25 protein-coding genes, 1 tRNA gene and 1 pseudogene are annotated in these 23819 nt (G+C 67.8%); 10 read left to right on the top strand and 17 right to left on the bottom strand.

All coding sequences use genetic code 11. The features are described from left to right. Positions 1–30 precede the first annotated feature (30 nt). Entirely contained in the window at positions 31–1173 is a 1143-nt protein-coding gene (locus tag FGL98_RS07500; protein WP_186526032.1) for an NEW3 domain-containing protein, read from the bottom strand. 355 nt (positions 1174–1528) lie between these two features. Here FGL98_RS07500 and FGL98_RS07495 point away from each other — a divergent pair, with 355 nt between their 5' ends. Continuing rightward, entirely contained in the window at positions 1529–1933 is a 405-nt protein-coding gene (locus FGL98_RS07495; protein WP_146316130.1) for an NUDIX domain-containing protein, read from the top strand. Between the two features lie 7 nt (positions 1934–1940). On the opposite strand, the gene FGL98_RS26240 is transcribed toward FGL98_RS07495, so the two are convergent. The 5 genes and pseudogenes from FGL98_RS26240 to FGL98_RS07480 all read right to left on the bottom strand — a co-directional run bounded on the left by FGL98_RS26240 (position 1941) and on the right by FGL98_RS07480 (position 6052). Continuing rightward, positions 1941–2105, bottom strand: a complete 165-nt coding sequence (locus tag FGL98_RS26240; protein ID WP_246136421.1) for a hypothetical protein — start codon at positions 2103–2105, stop codon at positions 1941–1943. A gap of 124 nt (positions 2106–2229) precedes the next feature. After that, positions 2230–2340, bottom strand: a pseudogene (locus FGL98_RS27070) (SAM-dependent methyltransferase); the annotation flags it as partial. After that, complete coding sequence (locus tag FGL98_RS26235) at positions 2337–2546, bottom strand: hypothetical protein (protein WP_246136420.1); 210 nt, start codon at positions 2544–2546, stop codon at positions 2337–2339. The gene FGL98_RS26235 and the pseudogene FGL98_RS27070, both read right to left, overlap by 4 nt. A 596-nt stretch (positions 2547–3142) precedes the next feature. Continuing rightward, positions 3143–4480 carry a M20/M25/M40 family metallo-hydrolase gene (locus FGL98_RS07485; protein WP_146316128.1) on the bottom strand — a complete coding sequence of 446 codons (1338 nt, stop codon included), beginning with the start codon at positions 4478–4480 and terminating at the stop codon, positions 3143–3145. A 42-nt stretch (positions 4481–4522) separates the two neighbouring features. Further along, complete coding sequence (locus tag FGL98_RS07480) at positions 4523–6052, bottom strand: ATP-dependent DNA ligase (RefSeq protein WP_146316126.1); 1530 nt, start codon at positions 6050–6052, stop codon at positions 4523–4525. Positions 6053–6164: 112 nt separating this feature from the next. On the opposite strand from FGL98_RS07480, the gene FGL98_RS07475 reads away from it, so the two are divergent. The 3 genes from FGL98_RS07475 (at position 6165) to FGL98_RS07465 (ending at position 9602) form a co-directional block, all read left to right on the top strand. After that, entirely contained in the window at positions 6165–7181 is a 1017-nt protein-coding gene (locus FGL98_RS07475; RefSeq protein WP_146316124.1) for an NADP-dependent oxidoreductase, read from the top strand. Positions 7182–7352: 171 nt separating this feature from the next. After that, positions 7353–7440: transfer RNA gene (locus tag FGL98_RS07470), tRNA-Leu, on the top strand. Between the two features lie 263 nt (positions 7441–7703). Beyond that, positions 7704–9602 (top strand): MFS transporter, encoded by a 1899-nt coding sequence (locus FGL98_RS07465; protein ID WP_246136419.1) that lies wholly within the window; start codon positions 7704–7706, stop codon positions 9600–9602. A 63-nt stretch (positions 9603–9665) separates the two neighbouring features. On the opposite strand, the gene FGL98_RS07460 is transcribed toward FGL98_RS07465, so the two are convergent. Next, entirely contained in the window at positions 9666–11447 is a 1782-nt protein-coding gene (locus tag FGL98_RS07460; protein WP_146316120.1) for an NAD-binding protein, read from the bottom strand. 6 nt (positions 11448–11453) lie between these two features. Continuing rightward, positions 11454–11840: a DUF6394 family protein gene (locus FGL98_RS07455; protein WP_146316118.1), complete on the bottom strand. Its 387-nt coding sequence runs from the start codon at positions 11838–11840 to the stop codon at positions 11454–11456. A 94-nt stretch (positions 11841–11934) separates the two neighbouring features. On the opposite strand from FGL98_RS07455, the gene mmuM reads away from it, so the two are divergent. Together mmuM and FGL98_RS07445 are read left to right on the top strand one after the other, a co-directional pair. Beyond that, positions 11935–12858: a homocysteine S-methyltransferase gene (gene mmuM / locus FGL98_RS07450; protein WP_146316117.1), complete on the top strand. Its 924-nt coding sequence runs from the start codon at positions 11935–11937 to the stop codon at positions 12856–12858. A 51-nt stretch (positions 12859–12909) separates the two neighbouring features. After that, positions 12910–13110, top strand: a complete 201-nt coding sequence (locus tag FGL98_RS07445; protein WP_146316115.1) for a hypothetical protein — start codon at positions 12910–12912, stop codon at positions 13108–13110. Between the two features lie 25 nt (positions 13111–13135). Here FGL98_RS07445 and FGL98_RS07440 read toward each other — a convergent pair whose 3' ends face one another. Continuing rightward, the gene (locus FGL98_RS07440; RefSeq protein ID WP_146316113.1) at positions 13136–13387 is read right to left on the bottom strand and encodes a hypothetical protein; all 252 of its coding nucleotides are present in this window, start codon (positions 13385–13387) and stop codon (positions 13136–13138) included. Between the two features lie 37 nt (positions 13388–13424). Here FGL98_RS07440 and FGL98_RS07435 point away from each other — a divergent pair, with 37 nt between their 5' ends. Together FGL98_RS07435 and FGL98_RS07430 are read left to right on the top strand one after the other, a co-directional pair. Beyond that, positions 13425–13895 (top strand): MaoC/PaaZ C-terminal domain-containing protein, encoded by a 471-nt coding sequence (locus FGL98_RS07435; protein WP_146316111.1) that lies wholly within the window; start codon positions 13425–13427, stop codon positions 13893–13895. Between the two features lie 32 nt (positions 13896–13927). Further along, positions 13928–14197: a DUF7218 family protein gene (locus tag FGL98_RS07430; protein ID WP_146316109.1), complete on the top strand. Its 270-nt coding sequence runs from the start codon at positions 13928–13930 to the stop codon at positions 14195–14197. Here the strand turns inward: FGL98_RS07430 and FGL98_RS07425 are convergent. After that, complete coding sequence (locus FGL98_RS07425) at positions 14172–15008, bottom strand: sigma-70 family RNA polymerase sigma factor (RefSeq protein WP_146316108.1); 837 nt, start codon at positions 15006–15008, stop codon at positions 14172–14174. The genes FGL98_RS07430 and FGL98_RS07425 overlap by 26 nt on opposite strands. A gap of 126 nt (positions 15009–15134) precedes the next feature. Further along, on the bottom strand, positions 15135–15695 hold the full coding sequence (locus FGL98_RS07420) for a hemerythrin domain-containing protein (RefSeq protein ID WP_146316106.1): 561 nt from the start codon (positions 15693–15695) through the stop codon (positions 15135–15137). Positions 15696–15799: 104 nt separating this feature from the next. Here FGL98_RS07420 and FGL98_RS07415 point away from each other — a divergent pair, with 104 nt between their 5' ends. Both FGL98_RS07415 and FGL98_RS07410 read left to right on the top strand, forming a co-directional pair. Next, positions 15800–16417 (top strand): ClpP family protease, encoded by a 618-nt coding sequence (locus FGL98_RS07415; protein ID WP_146316104.1) that lies wholly within the window; start codon positions 15800–15802, stop codon positions 16415–16417. Then, positions 16414–17019, top strand: a complete 606-nt coding sequence (locus FGL98_RS07410) for a ClpP family protease (RefSeq protein ID WP_146316103.1) — start codon at positions 16414–16416, stop codon at positions 17017–17019. The genes FGL98_RS07415 and FGL98_RS07410 overlap by 4 nt, the downstream gene beginning before the upstream one ends. Here FGL98_RS07410 and FGL98_RS26695 read toward each other — a convergent pair whose 3' ends face one another. The 6 genes from FGL98_RS26695 to FGL98_RS07380 form a co-directional block, all read right to left on the bottom strand. Further along, positions 17020–17346 (bottom strand): helix-turn-helix domain-containing protein, encoded by a 327-nt coding sequence (locus FGL98_RS26695; protein WP_146316101.1) that lies wholly within the window; start codon positions 17344–17346, stop codon positions 17020–17022. A gap of 70 nt (positions 17347–17416) precedes the next feature. Further along, on the bottom strand, positions 17417–18247 hold the full coding sequence (locus FGL98_RS07400) for a uracil-DNA glycosylase (protein ID WP_146316100.1): 831 nt from the start codon (positions 18245–18247) through the stop codon (positions 17417–17419). Between the two features lie 75 nt (positions 18248–18322). Then, positions 18323–19285, bottom strand: a complete 963-nt coding sequence (locus FGL98_RS07395; RefSeq protein ID WP_146316098.1) for a transglutaminase family protein — start codon at positions 19283–19285, stop codon at positions 18323–18325. Next, positions 19282–21837 (bottom strand): circularly permuted type 2 ATP-grasp protein, encoded by a 2556-nt coding sequence (locus tag FGL98_RS07390; protein WP_146316096.1) that lies wholly within the window; start codon positions 21835–21837, stop codon positions 19282–19284. Before FGL98_RS07390 ends, FGL98_RS07395 begins: the two co-directional genes overlap by 4 nt. Positions 21838–21875: 38 nt before the next feature. Then, positions 21876–23258 (bottom strand): DNA polymerase IV, encoded by a 1383-nt coding sequence (locus tag FGL98_RS07385; protein ID WP_146316095.1) that lies wholly within the window; start codon positions 23256–23258, stop codon positions 21876–21878. Positions 23259–23348: 90 nt separating this feature from the next. Further along, positions 23349–23798, bottom strand: coding sequence for a hypothetical protein (locus tag FGL98_RS07380; RefSeq protein WP_146316093.1), 450 nt, complete (start codon positions 23796–23798; stop codon positions 23349–23351). Positions 23799–23819: the final 21 nt, after the last annotated feature.

Below are 23819 nucleotides of genomic sequence, written 5' to 3'. Positions count from 1 at the left end.
CTCCCGGCGCCCATGCCTCGTGAGCACGTTTCAGTCGACGATGACCGTGAGGCGACGGAAACCGGTGCCGTAGTTGATCTGCAGCAAGGCAGTCTGGTCGGTCACGCTCGACGGGACGGTGATGTTGAGAGTCGTCGAGTACGAGGCCCCCGGTGCGAGGGCGGGCACGGCCGCAGAGGTATACGCCTCGGTGATTCCCTGTGGTCCCGGCTGGGCGCTCAAAGTGGTCGCCACGCTGGTGGAGGTGCCGTTGTTGGTGATGGTGAGCGGGACGGCGGTGGTGGCGCCATGGGAGATCTCGCACGTGTTCGGCACCGCCGCGGTCACGGTCAGAGGGCCGGTGCTTTGCTTGTTGTCAAGCACACTCATCTCGTAGGACAGGTCACTCAGCCATCCGCAAGAGGTCGTGTCGAGCGTGGTGGCCGAATTGGCCCAGACGATCGCACCCTGCGTGCTGGGCTCCAGGTCCCTGAACTCAGTGGTCCAGTCGGCCGCAGACAGCTCGGCGCTGGAGCCGTTGTCCCACATCGGCCAGATGAACGGGTAGATCGGCAGGCTCGAATCCATGGACTTGTCGTTGGACACGGCAGCGCTGAGTTCGGCCTTCCAGTCCGCCACCGTCGCCCAGCGGTTGTACATCGTCGGTGCGAAGAACTGGAAGTAGCCGCCGGTATAGAGCTGCGCAGTGTACGAGTCGTAGGCCGTTTTCCAGTCGTAGGAGTACATTCCGATCGGAGCCGACGGTTCAGCGCCGTGCGCCCAGGTAGCCAGTTCCTCATAGAGATTGAGGTCCTGCTGAGCCTGCGCGTTCGAGGTCGCGCTGTCCGGAACGATTCCCTCGAAGTCCAGTGCGATCGGAGTCGTGGGGCTGGCGCCGAACTGACTGACCACGCTGGTGATCGCGGACTCGAAGGTGCTCTGCGAGGGCACGTTGCTGCACCCGGTTGTCGAGCACGTCAGTCCCCACCGGTCGTAGACCACCGCGTTGTTGGTCAGGCCGAACTGGTCCAGCGCCCAGGTCGAGTGATCGCCCTGGGTCTCGTTGAAGACGGTGAACGACGTCGCGGCATTTGCTTCTCGAGCCGGCATGCTCAAAAGCATTGCGGTGCTGACCGTGACAACGGCGGTGATTGCGGCGACGTGGCGCGACCTGCGACTCAACTTAGCGAGCATGCTCATCTCCCGAGGTGAATATGGGGACCTACAGGGCGTATTCGGTGCGTCGTGCGGAGCGGAACGCGATATGCGCTGCAACCGGTACGCATCGACGGATCGAGGAAATCGCTGTGTGACAGGACGATTCAAGGAGGAATCGGCCGCACTCCAAAAATATGGGCAAACCTTTACCGAGCGATGTTCCGGACCGAGGACGATGACCACGATGCTGGGCACATCCAGGATCCGCGGAAGTTGTCAGCCCAGCCGAGGCGCGGCTGTGGCCCGAAAAGCTGCGAGGCTGCAGCCGATCTGTGCACGGCGAACGACTATTCGAAGGTCACTGTCGGTATACGCCCATAGCCTTGCCCGCATGGGTACCCAGATTTCGATCGCGGCCGCCGTTCTCGTCCGCAACGGTCTCGTGCTGATGGTGCATCGTCATCCCATGCGTCAGGCTTGTCCCGACCGTTGGGGCCTTCCGGGTGGGCACGTCGAGCCGAGCGAGCTGCCCCACGAAGCGGTCAGCCGTGAGTGCCTCGAAGAAATCGGTGTGCACGTCCACGACCCACGGCCGATTCCGATGGTGGTAGCCGACACCGATGTCGACATGACGGCGTTCCTCGTGACTCGCTGGACCGGAGAGCCCGTCAACGCCGCCCCCGAAGAACACGACGATCTACGCTGGTTCAGCCCCGGCGAACTCGCACTGCTGAAGCTAGCCCACCCGGAAACCCTGCCGAACATGCTGAGCGCCATGCAGATCGCCACCCAATAGCCGGCCATCAGCATGCGCGCGCGGCGATTGCGGCGTACTTACGGTCCGGTCGTTCTGGGAACTGGCGCTGTAGTCGCTGCACCTCGATGAACCCTGCCCTCGCCAGACACTCCGCGAAGGTCACGATGGACCACCGGTAGGCCGTGATGACCGTGTGGTCGAACGCGGCCACATCGTCGTCGCTGTCGAAGAAACCGGCGATCAGCAGGCCGCCGGAGACAAGGAGCCGGCGGAACCCGATCGAGATCCGACGGTGGGAGATGGATGGTCGAGTACCAGGGGAGGATTCCTGCCACGGAGTGCTCGGGAGCGTCGAGCTCCATCATCGAGCCGAGCTGGAACTGCGGGCCGGGATAGGTCGCCTGAGCGTGGGCGATGAACTCCGGGACGATGTCGACGCCGATCACATCAGCGCCGCGGAAATGCAGGTACGCGGTCCAGTGGCCGGGTCCGGTCCGCAGCCGACGTCGAGCACTGGGCCCGCAAGACCCGTCAGATGCCGCCGCACCAGATCTTTCTCGGCATCGTCGTCGGTTTGCCAGTCGTCGTCGATCAGGCCGATGTACTGCTCAGACCTGGACGAGTACGCCTCACACATGGGCTCGAAATCCATCGCGCCAGGACAGGGCGGATTCCGCCGCCGACCCTGGATTCGCCACGCGTGCGCGCGAGGAACGACATCTAGGATCCGCGCTTGTCGCCGTGAACGAACGGCGCTTGCACAACGAAGTGCAGGTAGTCGGCGGAGCTCACCGTGAACCTATGAGGCTCAGCTCGACGAGGACCATGTCACCGTCGCCATATCCCGTTCCCTCTGCGGTGACGACTCCGGCTACGGTTGCTTGTGCGGCAACCGCCATAAGGTGCCGCTTCGGTGGACGCATGGCGCCCGTGACCGGGCCGGGCGCCCCATAGGTTGCCGCTCGGTGGCCATATGGTGCATCGGCGGATTCAGTTGCACGCTTCACAACGTCGCGTCGCCGAGGTCGCAATTTTCGGCGCTACCCGTCAACCAGATCGCAATTCTCAGCCCTTCCCCTCCCCGTTTTAAGGCAACAAACTGCGATCTCGACGACGCGCAGGCCGATTGGGTTGCCGCCGGCAGCCGCCGGCACACACGTCTGGCCGCTGCCGCGACTTGCCGGGGGCGTCGCGTTCGGTGGCGCCGGCCGTGCACACGCATGCCGCCAAGGGCGGGTGCCGATGCGATCAGCAGTCGGCGATGAAGCGGCTCAGCACGCGGGCACCGAACTTCAACGACTTGGTCGGCACACGCTCGTTGATCCCGTGGAACATCGGCGCAAAGTCCAGGTCGGCCGGCAGCTGCAGCGGCGCGAAGCCGTAACCGGTGACGCCGAGCCGCTTCAGGGCCTTGTTGTCGGTGCCACCGGACAGGCAGTAGGGCAGGATCGCCGCGGCCGGGTCCTCGGCGAGCAGGGACTGCTTCATCACCTCGACCAGCGGGGCGTCGAACGGCGCGTCCAGCGCGATGTCGCGGTGATGCACCTGCACCTCGACGAACTCCCCCGCCAGGTCGCGGATCGTGGCCATCAGGTCCTCCTCGTGCCCTGGCAGGAAGCGGCAGTCCAAGGACGCGGAGGCAGTCTGTGGGATCACGTTGTGCTTGTAGCCGCTGTCCAGCATGGTGAAGTTCGCGGTGTCGCGCAGGGTGCCCTCGACGAAACCGCGCGCCCCGCCGAGGTGGGTCAGCAGCTCGGCCGCGTCGTCATCGGCATACGTCACGCCGGTCAGATCGGACAGCCCGTCGAGGAGCTGGCGCACCGACGCGATGTATTCGCGTGGCCACACGTGCGCGTTGATGCGGGCGATCGCCTCGGCCAGCCGGACGACGGCGTTCTCGTCGTTGGGGACCGACCCGTGACCCGCGCGTCCATGGGCGCGCAGCCGGAGCCAAGCGATGCCCTTCTCGGCCGTCTGCAGCAGGTAGGCGCGCTGCGCCTGGCCCTGCTTGTCGGGGAAGGTCACGCTGTAGCCACCCACCTCGCTGATGGCCTCGGTGGCCCCCTCGAACAGCTCGGGGTGGTTGTCGACCAGCCAGTGGCTGCCCTTCAGACCACCCGCTTCCTCGTCGGCCAGGAAGGCGAACACCACATCGCGGGGCGGCTTCTTGCCGGTGCGGGCCAGGTCTTTGAGGACGGCGAGGATCATCGCGTCCATGTCCTTCATGTCGACCGCACCGCGACCCCATACGCAGCCGTCCTCACAGATCTCTCCGCCGAACGGATCGGACTGCCAGTCCTCGGCGTTCGCCGGCACGACGTCGAGGTGACCGTGCACGACCAGGGCGCCCCGTGACGAGTCCTCACCCTCCACACGGACCACGACGCTGGCCCGGCCGGGCTCGCTCTCGTAGAGCTCGGCGTCGAGGTCGACGTCGCTCAGCTCGGTCATGACGTATTCGGCGGCCTTGCGCTCCCCCGGTCCGCTGCCGTCGCCGTAGTTGCTCGTGTCGATGCCGATGAGGTCCTGGCAGATGCGGACGACCTCGTCCTCCGGCCCGGTCTGGGTGTCGTCGTGCGTGCTCATACGCCCACCTTCCCATGTATGACCAGTCGATGGTCAGCCCGGTCAGAGCCCGCCCAGCGCTCGGACCGTGTCGATCGTGTCCGCCTCGTCGGCGCTTTTGTCATCGCGATAACGGATGACGCGGGCGAATCGCAACGCCAGACCCGACGGATACCGGGTGGACCGCTGCACACCGTCGAAGGCGACCTCGACGACCTGCTCCGGTCGGACTGTCACGACGTGGTCGCCCCGTTCGACAGCGAGCTCATCGAACCGCCGCGTCTGCCACTCGAGCATCTCGTCGGTCATCCCCTTGAACGTCTTGCCGAGCATCACCAGCCCACCGGCCTGTGGATCTCGCGCACCGAGGTGGATGTTGGACAGCTTGCCACGACGCCGACCGCTCCCCCACTCGACCGCAAGCACCACGAGATCAAGCGTGTGCCGCGGCTTGACCTTGACCCACCCGGCGCCGCGGCGCCCCGCGGCATACGTCGAGTCGAGCCGTTTGAGGACGACGCCCTCGTGCCCCGCGGCCACCCACTCCTCGAAGTGCTGCTGCGCCTCCGTCGCGCCGGCCGGCTCGGCGCGCGCGACCCGCCACTGCGACGGCACCGTTTCCGCGAGCAGAGCGTGACGCTCGCGTGCCGGCCGGTCCAGCAGGTCGGCGCCGGCGTGATGCAGGATGTCGAAGAAGAGCGGTGTGACCGGTGTGACTGTGCGCAGCTGCTGTGGATCTTTGCGGCTTGCGGTGCGAGCGCCGGTGACCTGGAAGGGTTCCGGCCGACCATCCGGTCGCAGCGCAACGACCTCCCCGTCCAGCACGAGCGCACGCGCCGGCAGCGAGGCGACCGCCTCAACCACCTCGGGCAGTCGGTCCGTGACCTCCTCAAGACTGCGCGTGAACAGCCGCACCTCGTCGTCGAGCTTGTGCGCCTGCACCCTGATCCCGTCGATCTTGCACTCGATGGCGACCTCGGCTCCGCCGAGCTCCTCGAAGGCGTCGCCGATGCTTGGCGCCGAGGCCGCGAGCATCGGGCGCATCGGGCGGCCGGCCTGCAGCCCGATCGTGTCCAGTGCCGCCTCACCACCGGCCATGGCCGCCGCCGCGACCGGCGCGGCATACCCGGCGAGCATCACGGCGCGACGCACAGCACCCTCCGGCACGTCGAAGGCCGCAGCGATGGCCTTGAGCATCACGCCGTCGAGGGCGCCCTGGCGGATCTCGCCCGCGATCAGCCCGCGCAGCAGCCGCTGCTCGGCCTCGGTCGCCCGCGCGAGCAGGTCGCGCACGAGACCGGCACGCCGGGCCACCGAACCCTCGCCGTGCGCCCCTGCGATCTGGCCGAAGACCGCGTCGACCTCGGCCACCTGCAACGTCGGGTGCTCGGCCGACTGGCTGACCTCCCGCAAGCCGCGCCACCCCACCCCGAGCCGGCGCTGCGGGAGCACGCCGGAGAGGTATGCCGCCACCAGGCCCACCTCGGCCGGCTCAGCAGACCGCAGCGCATCGGCAATCGCCTCGACCTTCGCGTTGCGGGATCGGGTCGCGGCAACCCGCGTCGACGCGGTCACCAGCTCGGCAAGTAGCACGCGTTCAGCCTGGCACGCCGCACCGACAGCCGGCGCCCGCGGCGGAATGCCCGGACGCGTCGCCTCGTTCACGAGAGGGACCACACCGCACCGAACCAAGGAGCTCCCCCGTATGCCGTCGACCACCCGTATCGTGCTCGCGTCCCGTCCGCATGGCGCACCCCAGCAGGACAACTTCCGGACCGAGACGCTCGACCTCGGGCAGCCCGCCGAGGGTGAGGCGCTGCTCGAGACGCTGTACCTCTCGCTCGACCCCTACATGCGCGGTCGGATGAGCGACGCCCCGTCGTACTCGCCGCCGGTGCAGATCGGCGGCCCGATGGTCGGCGGGACCGTGTCTCGAGTCGTTGCCGCCCCCGGGGGCGACCTGAGCCCCGGCGACGTCGTCCTCGGGTATGGCGGCTGGCAGACCCACTCGATCGAGCGGACGGCACATCTGCGACGGCTGGACGCCGACAGGGCCCCGCTGTCCACGGCACTGGGCGTGCTGGGCATGCCGGGCTTCACGGCATACGCCGGACTGCTCAAGATCGGCGCGCCGCAGCCCGGGGAGACCGTGGTGGTCGCCGCCGCGAGCGGGCCCGTGGGATCGGCAGTCGGTCAGATCGCCCGGGCCAAGGGCGCTCGGGCGGTAGGGATCGCCGGAGGCCCCGAGAAGGTCGCCTACCTGACGGAGCTCGGGTTCGACGCCGCGATCGATCACCGGGCGGCCGACTTTGCCGACCAGCTCGCTGCCGCGACGCCGGACGGCATCGACGTCTACTTCGAGAACGTGGGCGGGAAGGTCTTCGACGCCGTGCTCCCCCGGCTCAACGAGTTCGCGCGCATTCCCGTGTGCGGGCTCGTCGCCGGATACAACGCGACGTCGCTGCCGGACGGGCCGAACCGCGTGCCGCAGCTCATGGGCGCCATCCTCCGGAAGAGCCTGACGGTGCGCGGGTTCATCCAGCGTGAGTTCGTCAAGGAGCTGGGCGCGCAGTTCGAGCAGGACATGGCGGCCTGGATCGCGGACGGCACGGTGCAGCACAAGGAGGACCTGGTCGAGGGCCTGGACCACGCGGTCGAGGCCTTCCAGGGACTGCTGGAGGGCAAGAACTTCGGCAAGCTGGTCGTCAAGGTCGCCGACTGACCGCGGTCATCGCGGCGACCGTTTCGGCCCGGCCGCCGCGGTGCCCTTTCGGGCCGGCTGAGGGATACTGGACTGGTGGCTGGGGACCGGCGGTCGATGCAGAGTTTTTGCTTTCTGCGTGCTAGTGTTTCCGGTCGTTGGCCAGGTTCAACAGAATCGGGTCACGCCCACGTCCGGGTGGCGGAATAGGCAGACGCGCTAGCTTGAGGTGCTAGTCCTCGTATAGAGGGTGGGGGTTCAAGTCCCCCCTCGGACACCAGCTTTGCCCCACGTGCTCGTTGCGAGCGCGTGGGGCTTTCGCGAAACCGGCTCCTGGCAGGCCAGACCCAAGGTGGTTCGGTGGCGGGCGCGCCCTCCCCCGCACCGAGCGGCATACACACCCTCGAGAGGTCCACAAGATGTGTGGACCTCTCGGCATATTTGTATGCCTCTGCCTGCGGGGGCATTCAGGTTGTTCTCGCACATAGTAGTTAGCATTGGCTAAGTATGCAAAAGTTCGAGAGTAGCGACGAGAGGTCGACCGTGGCGGTAGACGATCAGAGTGCTGGTGCGATGACGGCCGGCAGCAGCCGCAAGGCGCGGGCCGCGGCCCGGCGAGAGCGGCTTCGCAATGACCCGCACTACAAGTGGATAGCACTCTCGAACACCACCCTCGGCGTGCTGATGGTCACGATCAACTCGTCCATCCTGTTGATCGCCCTGCCGAACATCTTTGGTGGCATCAAGCTCAACCCGCTGCTTCCCGCGAACGTGAGCTATCTGCTGTGGCTGATCTTGGGCTTCCTGGTGGTCACCGCCGTACTGGTGGTGAGCCTGGGGCGCGTCGGTGACATGTACGGCCGGGTGAAGATGTACAACCTGGGCTTCGCGATCTTCACGGTCTTCTCGATCCTGCTGTCGGTGTCCTGGATGCACGGCAGCGCCGGAGCCATCTACCTGATCATCATGCGAGTGCTGCAGGGGGTCGGTGGCGCGTTCTTGTTCGCCAACTCCAGCGCGATCATCACCGACGCGTTCCCCAAGGACCAGCGCGGTCTCGCACTTGGCATCAACAGCGTCGCGGCGATCGCGGGATCGTTCATCGGTTTGGTGCTCGGCGGAGTGCTCGGCCCGATCGACTGGCACCTGGTCTTCGTGGTCTCCGTACCCTTCGGCCTTTTCGGGACCATCTGGGCGTACCTGAAGCTGCAGGACACCGGCATCCGGCAGAAGGCGAGCATCGACTGGTGGGGCAACATCACCTTCGCCGTCGGCCTGGTGGCGCTACTGGTCGGCATCACCTACGGCATCCAGCCCTACGGCGGGCACAACATGGGCTGGACGAATCCCACCGTCCTGGCCGAGATGCTGGGCGGAATCGCCGTCCTGGTCGTCTTCGCCGTGATCGAGACGAAGGTCGACAACCCGATGTTCCGGCTGCCACTGTTTCGGATCAGGGCCTTTACCGCAGGCAACGTCGCCAGCCTGCTGTCCTCTCTCGGCCGTGGCGGGTTGATGTTCATCCTGATCATCTGGCTGCAAGGCATCTGGTTGCCCCTGCACGGGTACGACTTCGCGTCCACGCCGCTGTGGGCCGGGATCTACATGCTGCCGCTGACGATCGGCTTCCTGGCCGCTGCGCCGATCTCAGGACTCCTGTCCGACCGGTATGGCGCACGGCCGTTCGCCACCGGTGGCATGCTCATCTCCGCGGCCAGCTTCGTCCTCTTCCTCCTGCTGCCGGTCAACTTCTCCTACGTCTGGTTCGCGCTGATCCTGCTGCTCATCGGCGCCGGCATGGGACTGTTCGCCTCCCCCAACCGGGCCGGGATCATGAACAGCCTTCCGCCGGACCAGCGTGGTGTCGGTGCCGGGATGTCCGCAACGTTCCAGAACGCCGCAACTGTGCTGTCGATCGGTATCTTCTTCTCGCTGCTGATTCTGGGCCTGTCGGCGACGTTGCCCTCGCACCTCTACCAGGGCCTGGTCAGCCAAGGCGTCCCCACGGCGGCGGCGCACCAGGTGGCCGCGCTCCCGCCGGTCGGCACGCTGTTTGCTGCCCTCCTCGGCTACAACCCGATCCAGAGCCTGCTCGGACCGCATGTCCTGGGGGCGTTGCCGGCCGGCCATGCGGCCACCCTGACCAGCCGCGGCTACTTCCCGCATCTGATCGCGGGACCGTTCCAGCACGGGCTGCAGTACGCGTTCGTGTTCGCGATCATTGCCTGCCTGATCGCCGCGGTGGCGTCCTACCTGCGCGGCGGCAAGTACCACTACGTGGACGGCGCCGAGCTGGGCTCTGACGGCACCCGCCCTTCGGCACCGCCGCAGCCCGAGGTCACAGGCACCAGCAGTGCCACCGCCGAGGTCACGTCCCTCGTGCAGAAAGAGCCGAACGTCGTGTCTGTGCCCGTCGTCGTAGCGCGAGAGCCCGAACGGTGAGCGCGGGCGCCGCACTCAGGTCCAGTTGGACACGCGCCACCCGCACGTCATGACCCACCGAGATCATCGCGCTGCGCCGAGTCCAGAACCGCGCCGCGACAGCTTCCGCCATACCCAGGTCGACGGGACGACGCGGTTCTCCATGACGTAGGCCGCGGTGACCGGGTCCGACAACGTTGCCTCCAGCATCCGTCGGGCCGGGGTCCCCGCAGCGATGAGCAGTTCATCACCTGGCCTGAGGACCTCGTCGTCCGACGGGCCCGGCAACGCCTCTCCCCCGCGGATCAGCGCCAGCGCGACCATCGCCAGGGACGTGTCACGATCGAGCGGGTCGCGCAGCAGATCCCCGAGAGGAATCCCGTCGCCCTGCAGCCATGGCTGCACCCACCGGGCGAACTCGTCGTCCAGGTGGATCCGCCACAGGTCGGGTTTGCGCCGGCCGCATCGCTCGACCAGGCGGTCGGTCATGGCGACGGACCACTGGTCGCCCAGGTGCGGAATCTGTGGGAGCAGCCGCATGAGGGTCGGACTCGCCAGTCGCGCCATCACCTCGATCGACATGATCTCGGGCGGCGTCATCCCGAAGTCGACGTCGAGCGCCTGGAAGAGCGGCACGTTGGACAGCCGATGCTCGAGAGCAACGGTGAACAGGCGGGGGTTGACCCGCCGAGCCGACTCCAGCAGCCACACATTGGTCGTGTCATCGGCGCTGGCGGCCACGAACGCAAACGCCGTCTCGAGGTCGGCCTCCTCCAGCCGATGGCCGTCCTCCGTGCCGACAACCGTGACCTCAACACCCTCCGCGTGCAGATCGGACTTCAGCTCGGTGGCAAACGGACCGTTGCCGCACACCACCCACCGCCCGCCCGCGGGTCTCGGGCGTCGCTCCAGCAGCGGTGTCCCGGGTGCGCTGGTCAGCCACACCATGAGCCGGTATGCAGCGGGTGACCTCAGCAGGATGCGCAGGTGGTCGCCGAATCGGTCGAGGTGATTGACCACGTCACAGTCGGCGTAGGACTGCATTCGCCCCGCCATCTCACGCGAGGTGGTTCCGGCGATGATCCGCAGCCCGGGTCGCAGGAGCGCAGTCGTCATGGTGACGTCGAGGTTGACCTTGTCGTCACCGGCGAGGGCCAACACGCCCTCGCACTGCGGATGTGCGAGACCGGCAAGCACCAGGTTGCGGGTGTCGCGCGCGTCACCGAGCAGAGCGGGGGTGTCGGCCCGATAGCCATCGAGGTCGACGGAGGACACGCGTGCGTCATGAGTGTCGACGACGACAAACCGGCGACCCATCGCATCGAGGGTTCGAGCAATACCTTTCGTGGTGCTGCCGTATCCGACCAGGATGAGGAACGGTTCGGCGAAGTGCCGCACCTTGCGAGCGACGTGTCGACGAGCCAACGTCCGACGAAAGGACTCGTCGCGCGCCAGCGCGAGCAGCGACCCGATGCCGTACGCCCAGCCCAGCACGCTCAGATAGATCGAGAGTGTGACCCACATGCGTTGTGCTGTCGTGAGCTCGCCGTTGATCTCGGTGAAGCCGATCGTCGTCGCCGTGTAGCTGATGAAGTAGAACGAGTCGAACAAGGACAGGTGAATGACCTGACCGTCCGCATTCTTGCCGGGAATGATGGACAGGCCAACCACGCTGGCGGAGAAGATGCAGATGACCAGGATGATCGGGACCCGCAGTCGGCGCAGCACCAGCAGCACGGCGGCCTCCGGCTGACCCGCCTCATCGGACACCAACGATGCCGTCCTCGGCGGCACAGACTCGACGTCCTTGGACGCGTCTTGACCACCGACCATCCGGTGCCAGGCAACGATCAGCGGATTGGTCATTGTGGCCTACCGCCGTTGGAACGAGACCGTCTCGACGACCAGCAGGACGACCGAGACGAGATTCGCCAGGAGCGCGCCCGCCGACATCGACACGACACCGGCCATCGCCCCGTGAGTCAGTCCGGCCGACGACACCTGGTTCGCCCACGTCCACATGACCGAGGCCGCGATGAGCTGCAGGCTCGCGACCAGGCTCGTGGCCAGATGCACCGCACCGATCTGCGTGCGGTCACCGAACTTGAGCACCGTTGCAATCAGGTTGACTACGACCGCGGCAAAGAGCTCATAGATGTTGTGCATGTGCGGATCGCCCATGTCACCAACGAAAAAGCCAAAGTTGAGGGTGGCGGCCAACAGCACGAAGAAGCCGAAGATCACCTTCTCCAGATTCATTCATGCCTCCATCGTCGGGTCCGGGCATGCTACCTCAGGGCCAACGGGCCTCCGACCCAAACGCCGGAGCTCGAACGTCTGTGACACTGGTGAAATGACCGGAGCTGCTGCACCTGCTGGACCCGCTCAGATCGACGGTGCGCCCGTCGTCCTGCTCGACGGCGGGATGTCGAACGCCCTTGAGGATCGGGGCCACGACCTGTCCGACGCGCTCTGGACGGCGCGTCTGCTGCGAGACGCGCCCGCGGAGATCGCCGCCGTCCATCGGGCCTACTTCGACGCCGGCGCTCGCGTGGCCACGACCGCCAGCTATCAGGCCAGCCTCACCGGTCTCGTAGCCGCCGGGCTCGGCAACCGTGAAGCACAGCAGCTCATCGGCAGCAGCGTCACTATCGCGCGAAATGTTCGAGACTCGTTGGCGTCGAATGGAACTCGCCGATGGGTCGCCGCATCCGTCGGGCCGTATGGCGCGACCCTCGCCGATGGCTCGGAGTATCGGGGGCACTACGGACTGTCCAATGCGCAGCTTCGCGACTTCCATCTGCCGCGTCTCGAGCTGCTCGCGGCGGCTGGGCCCGACCTCTTCGCGGTGGAGACCATCCCCGATATCGACGAGGCGGAGGTGCTGGTCGACCTGTTGGACGAGGTCGGGCTCCCCGCGTGGCTCTCGTTCTCCATTCTTGGCAGGCGGACGCGCGCGGGTCAGCACCTGTCCGACGCGTTCGCCGTCGCAGCCTCGGCCGAGACCGTCTTCGCGGTCGGGGTCAACTGCTGCCCGCCGGCCGATGTGCTGCCCGCGCTGGAGACCGCGCACGCCGTCACCGGCAAGCCGACCGTCGCGTATCCCAACAGCGGCGAGCAGTGGAGCGCAGCCGCAAGAGGGTGGCAGGGCGCAGCCGCATACGACGTCGGTCTCGCCCCGGGGTGGGTAGCCGCGGGAGCGGCCTATGTCGGTGGGTGCTGCCGGGTAGGGCCATCGACCATTGCCGCGCTGGCGACCATCCTGGAGACCGAGTGAGGCCATATCGTGGTCTGGGCGAACCCCCGCACCGGATACCAGGAGGCACAGATGGCAACACCGGAGGAAGCGCAGACCGCGCTGCTTGACGCACTAGTGGTGTGCACGAATGCGATCCAGTCCAAGCCGAAGGACCTGAACGCCACCACGGCGGAACGATACAGTCAGGCGGCTCTGCACCTCTCGGAGGCCATTGCCTGGCTGCGGGAGCCGGGTCAGCCGCATGGCGGAAGCGTCAGCCAGGCGTCCTGACGACGCCGGGCCTGCGCTGCACGGGTCAGGAGTAGAAGGGCCCGCGCTCCGGGTCTCGATGGGCCGGCTTGCCACCCTTCACGTCGGCCTCGCCGTGCAGGAGCGTCCCTTCGTCAGTCATGACTGCCAGCCCGCCACGATCGGGGTTGACCAATACCTCGGCAACGCGGGCATCGACCGTCTCATTCGTCGGAAGACCGTCCTGCTCGAAGCGGTGAGTGAGCTCGGCCGCCACTGCCGCCCGTGTTTTGCCGACTGCTCGACGGGTTTCGCACATGTTGCCATCGGCAGGGGTAATGCGCTATCCAGGTGTGATGCAGCAGCCCCGGTCCGACGATCCCGCCGTCTATGCCGACGATCTCCGGATCGGCGACACCTTCCAGCTCGGTTCGTATCTCGTCACACGCGAAGACCTGCTGGGCTTCGCGCACCAGTGGGATCCGCAGATCTTCCACCTCGACGAAGATGTCGCCACGGAGGGTCACTTCGGCGGCCTCATCGCCAGCGGCCTGCACACCCTCTCGATCTATCAGCGGCTGGCGGTGCTCGCGGTCTTCCAGAACTGGCAGGTGATTGCCGGACGCTCCTTCCGAGAGGCCAAGTTCCTCCGCCCGGTCCGCGCAGAGGACACCCTCACCGGCACGGTGCGTGTCGAAGGCGTTGTGCCGGACGCGCGCGAACGTGCCCTGGTCACAACCTCGGCCGAGCTGACCAATGGTGCGGGCCGGCCGGTCCTGACCCTGCTGGTCGACGCCTACGTGATGACGCGGTCGGGCAGAGCCTAACGAGACGAACACCGACTGAAAAGGAGATCGTCATGCCAGAACGTGAGCCTGGACCATCCATCAAGGACGACGAGCTGTACGAGAAGCTCCGAGACGAAGGCAACAGCAAGGAGAAGTCCGCTCGCATTGCGAACGCGGCGAGCAACACCTCCCGGTCGCACGTCGGATCGAAGGGTGGCTCGCATGGCAGCTACGAGGACTGGACCGTCGACGAACTGCGCAATCGGGCTCAGGAGATAGACATCGACGGCCGGTCCGACATGACCAAGGACGAGCTCATCGAGGCACTGCGCAACCACTGACCGCCGGAGCGTAGTCGCTGCAATGCTCTCGATCCTCGATCGTGACCCGCAGCTCGCCGTAGACATCGCGCAGAAGACGTGAGACCTGCACCTGGCTGACACCGACACGACGACCGATCTGTTGCTGGGTCAAGTTGTCCACAAAGCGAAGTCGGAGCACGACTCGCTCGCGTCGCTCCAACCTTTCCAGTGCGGTCCGAAGCGAAATGCGGGCAACGAGTCGGTCATACGGATCGCCGTGCACGTCAGCAATCGTCTCCCCGAGCGACGGCTCAGCAGCACCCTGCATCGGTGCGTCCAGGGACGCCGCGCGGTACTGGCCGTCCACCATCCGGGCCTGCCACACGGACTCCCTGGACACCTCGAGAAACTCGGCGATCTCACCATCGGTCGGCGAATGGTGCAGTGTCTGCTCCAGGTCCGCTCCTACCCTCCGAACTCGACCATGCAGCTCCTGCAGCGCCCGCGGCGGCCGCACAGCCCAGCCGTGGTCCCGGAAGTGATGTTTGAGCTCGCCGTTGATGGTGGGCACTGCGAATGCCGTGAACCCGTGACCCGCACTCGGGCGGTACCGGCGCACAGCCTCTACGAGACCGACCAGGGCGACCTGCACGAGGTCCTCGTGCTCGATGCCCTTGTGATCGAACTGGCGGGCGACCCCGGTCGCAAGGGCCTGATTCTCCAGAACCACCCGCTGACGCAGCCGTTCGGCCCGGCCCCGGTCGGTCTCCTGCTGGGCACGCGCAAGCAGCTCCTGCGACCAGGTGTCGCGCCCCGATCGACTCGGTTTGCCGTAGCCAACAAAGGACATGGCTCTCCAGACAGACGGACGGTTCCATGCCAGCCACACTTCTTGAGCTGACCTGTGTTCCTCCGCACAACGATAGTCCCGGCACCCGGACAACGCGGTGACGTCTCCGGGGGCAGGCCACAACAGTCACTGGGCGACGGAGGCGACCACCAACCGCTCCAGCTCATGGCGAGCCTCGCTGACGGACCGCACGAAGGGTTGGTTTGATGCGGCCTGCAGAATGCCGTCACCGACCTCGCCGACGTGGGCCGCCACGCGCAGAGCCTGCGTGATGCGGTCCTCCAGCTCGCGATGCGTCCCGAGCAGGGGTAGCTCGCGATCCTCCTCGTCCTTGGCGTGGTGAACCACGGACTCCTGAAAGAGCGCGTACTGCACATCGAACAAGGGAGAGTCGACGGGCAGGTCCCGGAGCCGGTCAAGCACGATCCCGGCGTCGCGCTCCTCGATGAGGCGGTTGTCGACATCTCCAGGATGTCCCTCACCATCGGCCAGACGTGCAGCGGCCATCGGATGGATCCAACCCTGCTCCATCGCCTCATGCGCCGCGAGGTGCGCTCGCACCAGATCCAGGGCATCGAGGCGCTGCTGCCCCTTCAGATGGGCGACCTCCTCCAGCAGGGCGCGCAGATGCCCGTGCTGGCCGGTGATCGTGACGAACAGGTCGTTGTAGCTCGGTGCAGTACTCATACCTTGCTACTACCCGCGATTGCGCCAGTTATCCCCGTCGGGCTCGGATCTGCCCAGAGCAGAGTTTGATGGCGCGATCGGCCGGCGACACGCAGGCTGGACACATGACTTCGGAGACAAGCCGGCCCACCTTTCCCCTGCTCGATGACCACCTGGCCATGGAGCTGCTGCATCAACGAATCGTCGTGCTCGGCACTGAGGTCGACGACATGGTCGCCGGCCGGATCACCGCGCAGCTGTTACTCCTGTCCGCACGCGATCCCCGCGCCGACATCAGCCTCTACATCAACTCTCCCGGCGGCTCGGTCACAGCCGGGCTCGCGATCTACGACACCATGCGCCTCATCCCGAATGACGTGAGCACCCTCGCGATGGGCCTTGCCGCGAGTATGGGGCAGTTCCTGCTGACCGCAGGCACCGCGGGCAAGCGATTCGCCCTCCCCAACACCCGCATCCTCATGCACCAGGGCTCCGCCGGGATCCAGGGGACCGCGGCCGACGTCGAACGGCAGGCGGGCAACCTGCGCGTCCTCAAGGTGCGGATGAGCGAGCTGCTCGCCCAACACACCGGTCAGACCGTCGCACGGATCACCGCGGACAGTGACCGAGACCGGTGGTTCGACGCGACCGAGGCGATGAGCTACGGGATCGTCGATCACGTGGTCAGCTCACTCGAGGACGTCCGACCGGCGGGGACGACCCGGAAGGTGGGCCTGGGATGAGCGGCTACCCGATCCCCTACGTCATCGAGCGCACCCCATCCGGTGAACGCACCTTCGACATCTACAGTCGACTGTTGCAGGAGCGAATCATCTTCGTCGGCACCGAGATCGACGATGGTGTCGCCAACGTCGTCATGGCCCAGCTGCTGCACCTGTCGGACACGAGCGCCGACCGGGAGATCTCCCTCTACATCAACTCCCCCGGCGGCTCGTTCACGTCCTTGATGGCGATCTACGACACGATGCAGTTCGTGCGGCCGGCGGTGGCGACGTACTGCCTCGGGCAGGCCGCGTCGGCCGCCGCGATCCTGCTCGCTGCCGGCACGCCGGGCCGGCGATTCGTGCTGCGGCACTCCCGGGTCCTGCTGCACCAGCCGGCCGGCGGCGGGCAGGGCACCATCTCCGACCTCTCCTTGCAGGCCGAGGAGCTGATGCGCGTGCGAGCACAGGTCGAGGAGGTTCTGAGCCGGCACACCGGCCGCTCGACCGAGCAGCTGCGCCAGGACACGGACCGGGACAACGTCCTCACGGCGACCCAGGCCGTCCGGTTCGGGCTTGCCGACGAGGTGATCGAGCGCGCAGACCAGGTCCTTCCGGGGTAGTTATGCCGCAAGCAGACGGGCATCGGTCGCCCGCGCGAGCGTCCGCGCCGGGCGGGGCAGCGACCGCACCGCATGCAGCGGGGTCACCGTGGCCAGCTCCCGGTGCGCCGCGCCGACCAGCTCCGTCGTGCTCGAGCCGAGCGCACGGCATACCGCCTCCAGCACCTCGGAGGAGGCCTCCTTGCGGCCGCGTTCGATCTCCGACAGGTAGGGCATCGAGACACCGGCCTGCGCCGCCACGTCGGCCAGGGTGCGGCCCTGGGCGTTTCGGGCCCGCCGCAGCAACCGGCCGAACACGTCACGGAGCAGCGGAGTCGAATGGTCCATACCGGATCGTAGGCACGCCCGAGCGTCCAGTACGACCGAATGGCACACCTGTTCGCGCCCGGCGTAACCCTCAGAGCCGTCGAATCACATCGTCGAGCATCGACTCGGTGAGCTTGCCGGTAAACGTGTTCTGCTGGCTCACGTGATAACTGCCGAACAGCTGCACCGGCCGGTCACCGGCCAGCAGGGTCGCGGTGGCGCCGTGACCGAACTTCGGCTTGGGCCGCGGCACCTGCCAGCCGATCCGTCGCGCGGCCGTGATCGTGGCGTTCCACGCCAGCGAGCCCAGCGCCAGGATTGACCGCAGCGTCGGCTCCGCGAGCTGCAGGTCACGGTCCAGCCAGGGCCCACAGGTGTCCCGCTCGAGGGTGGTCGGCTTGTTCGCGGGCGGCGCGCACCGCACCGTCGCCACAATGCGTATGCCGCGCAGCTCGAGTCCGTCGCCACTCGCGACCGAGGTCGGCTGGTTGGCGTAGCCGGCGCGGTGCAGAGCGGCATACAGCCAGTCCCCCGCCCGGTCCCCCGTGAACATCCGACCCGTGCGGTTCGTGCCGTTGGCGGCAGGCGCCAGGCCGACGACCAGCACGGGTGCATTCGGCTCGCCGACTCCGGGCCCCGGTCTGCCCCAGTAGGGCTGGTCCGCAAAGGATGCGCGTCGGCCGGTCCTCGCGACGTCCTCCCGCCACTTGACCAGGCGAGGACACGCTCGGCACACCGAGATTCGCGCGTCCAGCTGATCGACGTCGTCTGCCGTCCGCGCCAGGCTGCGGACCTGCGCAGCGGTGTGCGCAACCGGAGTGGTCGCATCGGCCGGGTCTCCGGGCCAGCCGGTGCCTGGCGGCACCGGTGAGGCAAACTCCTGCCCGGTCACCGGGTGCGGGTTGGTGCTCGGCGAGGTCACCGACCGAGGTCCTTCAGCATGGGTTTCTCCTCCCGGGTCGCGTGGGTGGCGGACACGGACCACCCATCCAGCCCATCATGACCCATCGGCGGAGTCACCGGCCGCGGCGGCTCGCGCCGGCAGTTCGTGATCGGCGCGTCGCACCACGTCGACCGCCACATGCAGGGTGCTGCTGCCGCTCTCGGTGAAGATGACCCCCTTCATCGGCGACACGTCGCGGAAGTCGCGTCCCCAGGCCGTGACGATGTAGCGCGAGTCCGCGAAGTGGTCGTTGGTCGGATCCAGGTCGACCCACTCACCACCCGGGACCACCACCGAGCACCACGCGTGGCTGGCGTCCGAACCCTCGAGCTTCGGCTGGCCGGCGGGGGGTGAGGTCTCGAGGTATCCGCTGACGTAGCGCGCCGGGAACCCGACATGCCGCAGGCATCCGGCGGCGAGATGGGCAAAGTCCTGGCACACTCCGGCGCGCGCTTCCAGGACCTCGGCGAGGGTCGTGGTCACCGTGGTCGCACCCTGCTCGTAGGCGATCTCGTCATGGATGCTGTGAGTGAGGGCCTCGAGCGCCTCACCGAGGGGACGGCGTGGCACCAGAACCTTCTCGGCATAGGCCCGCACCGGCGCGGCGATCTCGACCAGGCTGGAGGGCAGCCGGTAGAGCGATCCGGTGACGCGGTCGATCGCGTCGTCCCGCCGCAGCTCCTCGACGGCTGAGCCGACCGTCCAGCGGTTCAGTCCGTCCACGTCGACTCGCGGCCACTCGACCTGCACGGTGCTGCTCTTGTGGACCTTCAGCTCGGTGTGCCGGGTGCGCACCTCGAAGTAGTGACTGAAGTTGCCGAAGAGATCGACATGCTCGGTCAGGGTGCCCGCCGCCGGAACGATCTCGATCCGACTCGAATACGCCTGCTGGTGCGGCGTGTCCCGCGGCCGCAGACAGGCCCGCCCATACGACGCGGTGACGTACTCCGCGTAGCTGTACTCGGTGCGGTGGTGCACGTCGTAGATGCGTCGGGAGTGCAGGTCGTCGTTCGTCATCGCGCCCCGCCACCCACGGTGAGGTCTCCCCCATACATGCTGCGGTGTGGTGCCGGTCGCACGAAGTGGGTGCGGGCGACCAGGGTCGCGATGCCACGCACCTGCTCGTCCACATCGGCCAGCAGGGCGCGCAGACCGGCGCGACCGTCGGCGCACAGGTGGTCCAGATCGCTCGGCAGCAGGCGGTCCTGCACCCGCTCTACGGCCGTCGTCAGGGGCTCTCCCGGCACCCGCCCGAGGGCGGCGCTCAGCAGATCGAGCTGGTAGGCGACCGACCGCGGGTTGGCGACATCCAGCAGCAGCAGATCGAGCGCCGAACGCACCGGCGATGCGGGACCTTGACCGGCGGCAAGCCGGCGATGGTGGGTGATCAGGCTGTCGCCCACTCGCAGCACCGCCTCGGTGACCTGCCCGTCGATGATCGGTGATCGTTCCTCGCAGATGGTCCTGCGCAGGAGAGCAACCGTCTGCAGGGTCCGCTCGACGCGGCGGCCGGCATCCAGGAACGCCCAGGTCGGGTCATGCACCATGTTCTCGGCGCCCAACCCGCTGAGGGCGAGCAGCGACTCGAGCACCTGGTCCAGCGCCGGCTGCAGCGGCGCATCCGGGTCGTCCCCCGGCTCGAAGGCCCGCTCCAGGCGGCTCAACACCATCCAGGTGTCGACCGACAGCAGGTCCCGGGCGGCCTGTGCGTCCTGCACCAGATGCGCCACCGCAAAGGCCAGCGTGCCCGGCGTCCCCTCCTCGAGCACGAGCTGTCGCAGCATCCGGGTGACGGCCGTGGGGTCGAAGTCCTCCGGCGCTCGCCGACCCGTGGTGCCGGCCGCGGCCTGCACCATCGCCCGCATGACGACCGATCCCGGGGACTCCGGCCGCCCGAGGTAGTCGCCCAGCAGCTCGTCGACCACCAGCAGCAGCCTGGACAACGACTCGGCACGCTCGGCATATCGCCCGAGCCAGAACAGGTCGTCCGCCACCCGTGGCGCCAGACCACGGCCGACCGCGGCGTGACCGGGCGCCATCGAGATCGGTCGCAGCGCTCGCACCGCCGCCGGCGCGACGGTCGCCGACGACTCGACCCAGACGTCCTTGGCCCGCGCGCCGAGGCTGCTGCTGACCAGCTGGCTACCGGCGTCGTCGGACACCCGGCCGAGACCGCCGGGCATGAAGCGGTACTCCCCCTGCACCGACACGCCGAAGGTCCGCAGCACGAAGCGTCGAGGCACCAACGCGGCACCGCTCACGACGGGCACCGTCGACATCGCCACCGGCTCCTGCAGGGCCCACGCCCAGGGCTGGGCGTCGATCTGGGCGCGCGCCTCGCGCAGCTCGGGCGCCGAGAGCTGCCAACCGAATCGCGTCACGTGCTCGGGGCCGGCACTGAGCGGCTTGATCACCAGGTCGCCGATCCGCTCGACCGCCTCTCTGGCCGAGGCTCGATCGCCGCACCACCAGGTGCGCGGCCCGGGCAGGCGCAGCTCCTCACCGAGCAGTGCCCGGCAGGCCGCCGGGAGGTAGGGCAGCAGGCCCGGGTTCTCCAGCACCCCGGCGCCGAGCGGGTTGACCACCCGCACCGCTCCGGAACGCACTGCCTCGATCAGTCCGGGCACACCCAGCTGCGAGTCGGACCGCAGCTCCAACGGGTCCGACCACTCCGCATCGACCCTGCGCAGCATGACGTCGACCCGCTCCTCGCGGCCGGTGCCACGCAGCCAGATTCGTCCGTCGTGGCTGACCAGGTCCTCGGCCTGCACCAGCGGTATGCCGAGCAGTGACGCCGTGAACGCCTGGTCGAACGCCGTCTCGCTCCCTGGCCCCGGCGACAGCAGCACCACCCGCCCCAGCCCGTCCTCGGGCGCGCCCAGGTCCGCGAGCGTCATACCGACCTCATCGAAGAAGACGCGCAGCCGCGCAAGTGCGCAGGTGCGGTAGAGACGCGGGAGGGCACGCGCGATCAGACGCCGATCGGCCATCGCATAACCGGCTCCGGACGGCGCCTGGGCCCGGTCGCCGATCACCGTCCAGGAACCGTCCGACATCCTCGCCAGATCGGTCGAGGGAAGCACCAGGTGATGGCCGTCGCCGGCCAATGTGCCATCGGTCTGCGGCACGAACCCGGCGTGGCCGAACACGACCTCACCCGGCACGATGCCGTCCTGGATGAGGCGGCGTTCCCCGTAGATGTCGGCCAGGATCCGATCCAACAGCTCCGCGCGCTGCACCAGTCCGGCGGACAGCGCGGCCCACTCACCGCCCGCCATCACCACGGGAAGTGGGTCCAGCTGCCACCTGCGCCCGCGCAGGTGGCCGCTCGTGGTGCCGTAGGTGACCCCATCGTCCTCGACGAACCGGCGCACGACGGCCTCGCGGGACCGTAGGCCGACTGAACCCAGGGTGCCGATCGCGCCGGCAAGCGCCGCCCCGGCGGTCGACACCGAGGTGTGCACCAGCTCATCGACCGGCGCCCCGGCGCCACCACCGGGCACCGAAGGGATGTCACGGAGGCGCTCGCGGTAGGCCGCGAGGACGTCTGCCGGTTCGGATCCGATCACACTGTGCACCCTAACCGCGCCTGCGGACCCGCCCGCCGCTACCACTGCGGTGGGTCGGCCGGCTGCAGCGCCGGGTCGTCGGCTCGGAAGGTGTGCACCGGCCCGGGTGCCGTGGTTGGTCCCTCGAACCGTGCGGTGACACGGCCGAGTCCGCGGCCCCACACCCACCCGTCGCCATGCACGTCATGCCGGAGGTCTTGGCCGGGCGACCACTCGCTGCGCGCACCCCACTGCGGCCCACCCGTGTCGAGGTCGCCCGACTCCGTCGGCGCGGCCAGGACCTCCTCGGTCACGCCCTCGGCCGGCGCCTCGTCAGGCTGGCCAGCCTCGATCTGCTCGACCACGTCGTCGAACGTGATCTGCTCCTGTGCGTGGTCCGTCAGGCCCGAGACGCCGACGCCGAGCAGTCGCAGGCCATCCGACACGTCGACAGCGGCGAGCAGACGTCTGGCCACCCCGAGCACGACGACCGGGTCCCCCGTCGGATGTGTCAGGGTCTCGGCACGGGTCAGCGTGGAGAAGTCGTGGTGTCGGACCTTGATCGAGACCGTGCGCGCGAAGGTCGCGCTCTTGGTGAGGCGACCGGCGACCCGCTCGGTCAGACCGTGCAGCTCCCTTTCCAGCCGGTGCCGATCGGCGATGTCCGTCTCGAAGGTCTCCTCGGCCGAGATGCTCTTCGCCTCACGCTCGACGACGACCTCCCGGTCGTCACGGGCAAACGCCAGCTCGTGCAGGCCCTTGCCGTGCGACTCGCCGAGGATGCTCACCAGGTCCGGCACCTGCATACGTTGCAGGTCGGCGACCGTCTCGACGCCGAACGTGCGCAACCGGTTCCCCGTCGCCGGGCCGACACCCCCGATCACTCGCACCGACAACGGGGCGAGCACCTCCAGCTCACGACCGGGCGCAACCACGACCAGCCCGTTCGGCTTCTCCAGGTCGGAGCCGATCTTGGCGAGCATCTTGCTGGACGCCACGCCCGCGGACGCCGTCAGCCCGCCGGTCTCGTCGTGGATGCGCGCGAGCAGGTCACCCACCAGCGCGCGCACCCCGTCGGTCGACAGGTCGTGGGTGCCGGGCGCGGACAGGTCGACATAGGCCTCGTCGACGGAGACCTGCTCGACGACCGGAGACACCTCGCGGAGCAGGTCCATGACGACCCGGGAGGACTTGCGATAGGCGGCGCCGCGCGGATAGAGGAACGCGGTGCCCGCGGGGCACCGCCGACGCGCCTCGGCGGTCGGCATGGCGGAGTGCGCACCGAATACCCTCGCCTCATAAGAGGCAGTGGCAACGACCCCTCGGTGCCCCACGCCGCCGACGCACACCGGTTTACCACGCAGCGACGGCTTGTCACGTTGCTCGACCGCGGCAAAGAAGGCATCGAGGTCCAGATGCATGATGCTGGACTGGGTGCGCACCCGGCCATTCTCGCGCATGCCTGGGTGTCGAGTTGCAGCGACGATTGAACACCTCGCGAGCCGTTCACATGGAGGGCGTGCCGCAGAGTCTCACCCTTGGCCCTGGTCGATGATGCGCCACGGTTTCGAACTGTCGTGTCGGACAAGTTCGAATGACCACGGCTGGTCGGGTTGGCTGTTGTGAAAGCCCTCGAAGTTGTTCAAGGTCGCGGTCGTGTCGACCACGACACTCTCGTTCCAGCTCCGCAATCCGGGCGTCATCGCGTGGACGTCGCCGATCCTCAAATTGGTGATGTTCGGGGCGGGCAGGCTGGCCCAACCCGCGCCGATGTCCTGACCGTCAGAGACCTGCATCCGGGTGCACACGCTGAAATCCCGGTCGTTCATCGCACGTACGTACATCTTGACGACGTCGACAGGTGACGCCCGGGCCGTAGGCAGCGGGACGTGGGCGCGTGGTCTTCCCCAGAGCCACAGCCCGCCGACAGGGACGACGATGACGACAAGGACCGCCAGCAGGAGCACCCGGTACCACTTCATGGGCTGAGTATGTCCGCAGAC

Origin of the sequence: Leekyejoonella antrihumi, from assembly GCF_007845645.1 — a bacterium.
GTDB lineage: Bacteria > Actinomycetota > Actinomycetes > Actinomycetales > Dermatophilaceae > Leekyejoonella > Leekyejoonella antrihumi.
This window is presented reverse-complemented; position numbering and strand designations above follow the sequence as displayed.